Here is a 3,191-nt window from a genome sequence, read left to right as displayed (position 1 = left end):
GCGCCGGCACAGCTTCAGCAATGACTTGTCGCCAGTCGAATATGAAAAGCAGTATTTCCAGCGGCTTGCGAGTGTCTAGAAAACTTGTGGCGATTCAACTGATCGTTGGCGATGCGTTTCAAACGCAGGCCTTTGCATATGAGCGCATATCAGATGTGCTCGTGAACTAGGCGGCAACGATTGCCGGTTATAGCAGAAATCTCGACCATCATCCGGTCGGCGATCGGCCAATTCCAGAACCCGAACGCCAGATTGCCGAAGCCCCATGGATGATCGAACTCCCACTCCACGATGCTTCGGCTTGCGCCGCAGTCTGGACACTTCATGCAGTAATTTCCGTTGTCTTCAAACCAGGCGCCTACCGCGTCACTCCAAGGGAGGTCGTCGGGATTGCGCCTCACGCTGCAATCAGGGCAGCGGATGCTGTCAATGCCGTTGTCGCCCGTGTGAAAAACTTGCCGCTGCGTCGTGACCTCTAGGCCACACATTAAGACTGGCGAAGTGTGAAGATAAGCATCCCATGCAGCCGCCGATGGGCCTCTGCTCAACAGGTTTTCCGCCCCGGGAGCTTGGCATGGAGTTGCCGATACAACGCCTTGCGCGATGAGCCATATCTTCACTCGTTCAGCTAGATTTGGGGCATCCTCAAGTGAAGCGTCCAGGTCCACTATCCAAGTTACGTTATCGCTCATCGTCTGCTCTCAAAGGTCGGTATAGCGAGGTAGCAAATCTTGATCTACCAACCGAATCTCAATCGCGTGGGCAATCTTAACGTGCTCCGGATTCTCATCAGAGAACGGCGCGTCGGTGACGCTGACGATGATGGTACCGACCTGCTTGTCTTTACCTTTATCATCTTTGCCTATCACCGGGACAAGCGCACGGGCCTCCGGTACCTGTTGGATGGTCAATAGCCGTGGAAGATAGAGCATCCAGCCAACGCCTGGACGATCCGGAAAAACTGCATCATATTGCCCCGGACTAATGGAACAGTAGAGAGGCTTGTAAAGCTGCGCCGCCTCCACAAGCAGCTTTATTCCGTTGGTTGAGTTTTCCAGTCTAAATCCATCCGGTTCGGAGTCTACTCCCAGAGTCACGCTGGACGACCGCCCATCCTGTCTGTCGAAAAGGCAAGCAATCGAGGCTCCCTTCGTGTGATCTTCTTCTCCATTCCATAGTGAAAAGCTCTGCACCGCTGTGGTTCCTTTGTTGTTCTCACGTATAACTGCGAGCGCAGCCGTGGTAGGCCCGTTGTCATCAAATGCTTGGTAAAGGTAGGAGGAATCTTTCTCGCCGGTTGCAATCAACCACTGGGCAGGGCGCAGTAGCGGATCGAGCGAAGCGGTCCCTCTGAGCAACTCAAAAAGGCAGTCCATCTGGAATTCGATGGATGAGCTTCCGGCGACGTCTCCACGAAATCGAACTTCCAGGTCGTGGCTAATGTAGGGTCTTTTCTTCATGGTCTGTATAGCACTTCGATTTCAGGGGTTGCTCGCGATAAAACTTTCGACATGTAGCGATATGAGGTCGGCTCCATGAAATACCATTGCAGTTGTACTGGTGGTTTCGGAACGGCAGCGATGTTCTGAGACACCGCCTCCGCAGTCATTTTCTCAAAAATATTGCCTTGGAATCGATAGTTGAATCTGCCCCACTCGTCAAAGAACTGGTCATAGCGCGCCTTGGCCTCTTTGAGCAAACACTGTGCGGAATTGAAACCGTCGAATTTCACGCCCCCGAAATTCCATTCAATTAGGAAACCAGCCGGCGCGGGAGGCATCTGAGCTATACGCATCTGGTAAGTGATGGAATCATCCGACCAGCCGGCAGTATTGCGCAAGTAGGTTGCCCCTTTGTCCGGTGCACAGTCTTTGCATTTTTCCTTGGTTTTGGTCTGTGCGTCCGTGCGTGCGATCGGTGTGGACTTGGCTTCATCGGCCTCTTTCTGACGCTTGCGCGCAGCCTCGCCTGCAACGCCTGCTACCGCGCCGATACCCAGCGCCACAAGCACGCGCGCCGCCACCGCTTCGATCACAGGAATTGCTAGAGCTGCCATCAGTATATCCCTTCGAGCTTCTTGTTAATCACCACCAGCATGTCATCGAATCGTTGTTCCGGCGTGGCGCCGGGCTTACGGAGGTAAGCGTTAACCAGCGGGTCGTCGTGTATGCCCGGCGCGTCCGCCGCCAGATACAGGAGGCGCACGATCTGGGGCGTTGACGTAAAACCAATGCTAACAGCGTAATCATAGGCGGCCTGCATACTCTCTTGCACCGCGTCGCGGCCAAGTTGGTCCAATATGTCGGGACGGTTGGTCAGAAACTGATCGCACACGGCGACCACGAATTGATGCGTGTCGCGCATCTGGAGTTCTTCCCACTGGGCCTGACTAAGCTTGAGCATGCTGCCTTCCTATCCACACCCGCCGCCCCTTGTGCAACAGATGCCATTCGTGAATGTGGCCGAAGAACGTTTCCCGTTGCGACGGTTCTAGCAGCTCGGCCAAGTTAACCAGCACCCGCGGGTCCCAGAAGCGCAGCAGCGCGGTTCGCCCGTCCGGCAGTTCTGTGTTGAGATTCAGTTGCAGCAGTTGCGCCAAGCCTTCCATTGTTTGCGGGGCAATCAACCATGTGACTGCGGGGGCGGCATGTTCTATTGCCGCCAGCGCCACAACAAGCGCTTCGCCGACTTGTTCTGCATCGATCAGCCACGGTCCGGCATGGGCCAGCGCCGCGTCCGGCGTGTTGGCGAACAGGGAGTAGAACCCCTCCCTAGCGGTGCAAGGTTCACCGAGTCGTTCCCGATACTGCACGCCATCGACCAGCGCGTACAAGCGTAGCGCGTCAGTGCTCTGATGTAACTGCGCGAGCCGCGTTACCACGTCGGGTGGCGCGCTCAATCGCGCACCACAGTCGCGCTGCCGGCGGCAGCCGCCTTAAGTAGGCAGTCTAGACAAACACCCGATGTTGTACTCGACGCGATTTGTGATGCCGCCGCGAGTGCCTCGGCCTTATCCCCGGCAGCCGGGTCGCCCATCGACGATTCGTCGGACCAAATCGTGGTGATTTGCCCGGAGATCAATTTGGCTCGTAAGCGTCTTTCTAGTACCGTCTGGACTGTCTGAGCACCGTCATTCATGATCGAATTTTGGCACAGCATTTGTGCCCACAAATTCAGATTATGGACACAAA

General features: G+C 55.6%; 5 protein-coding genes and 1 pseudogene. All 6 read right to left on the bottom strand.

The genetic code is table 11. From position 1 onward, the window contains the following. Window positions 1-149: 149 nt before the first annotated feature. The gene (locus tag ASF61_RS23310; protein ID WP_156369560.1) at window positions 150-692 is read right to left on the bottom strand and encodes a serine/threonine protein kinase; all 543 of its coding nucleotides are present in this window, start codon (window positions 690-692) and stop codon (window positions 150-152) included. A gap of 9 nt (window positions 693-701) precedes the next feature. Further along, the gene (locus ASF61_RS11325; RefSeq protein WP_056155620.1) at window positions 702-1,460 is read right to left on the bottom strand and encodes an immunity 52 family protein; all 759 of its coding nucleotides are present in this window, start codon (window positions 1,458-1,460) and stop codon (window positions 702-704) included. Continuing rightward, the gene (locus ASF61_RS11320; protein WP_056155617.1) at window positions 1,457-2,056 is read right to left on the bottom strand and encodes a restriction endonuclease fold toxin 5 domain-containing protein; all 600 of its coding nucleotides are present in this window, start codon (window positions 2,054-2,056) and stop codon (window positions 1,457-1,459) included. The genes ASF61_RS11325 and ASF61_RS11320 overlap by 4 nt, the downstream gene beginning before the upstream one ends. Continuing rightward, entirely contained in the window at window positions 2,056-2,403 is a 348-nt protein-coding gene (locus tag ASF61_RS11315; RefSeq protein WP_056155614.1) for a hypothetical protein, read from the bottom strand. Before ASF61_RS11315 ends, ASF61_RS11320 begins: the two co-directional genes overlap by 1 nt. Next, a complete protein-coding gene (locus tag ASF61_RS11310; protein ID WP_229205808.1) occupies window positions 2,390-2,833 on the bottom strand; it encodes a DUF4123 domain-containing protein in 444 nt (147 codons plus the stop codon). Before ASF61_RS11310 ends, ASF61_RS11315 begins: the two co-directional genes overlap by 14 nt. Before the next feature lie 62 nt (window positions 2,834-2,895). Continuing rightward, a pseudogene (locus tag ASF61_RS24015) lies at window positions 2,896-3,191 on the bottom strand (hypothetical protein); the annotation flags it as partial.

This window comes from Duganella sp. Leaf126 (assembly GCF_001423125.1).
Lineage (GTDB): Bacteria > Pseudomonadota > Gammaproteobacteria > Burkholderiales > Burkholderiaceae_D > Rugamonas.
This window is presented reverse-complemented; position numbering and strand designations above follow the sequence as displayed.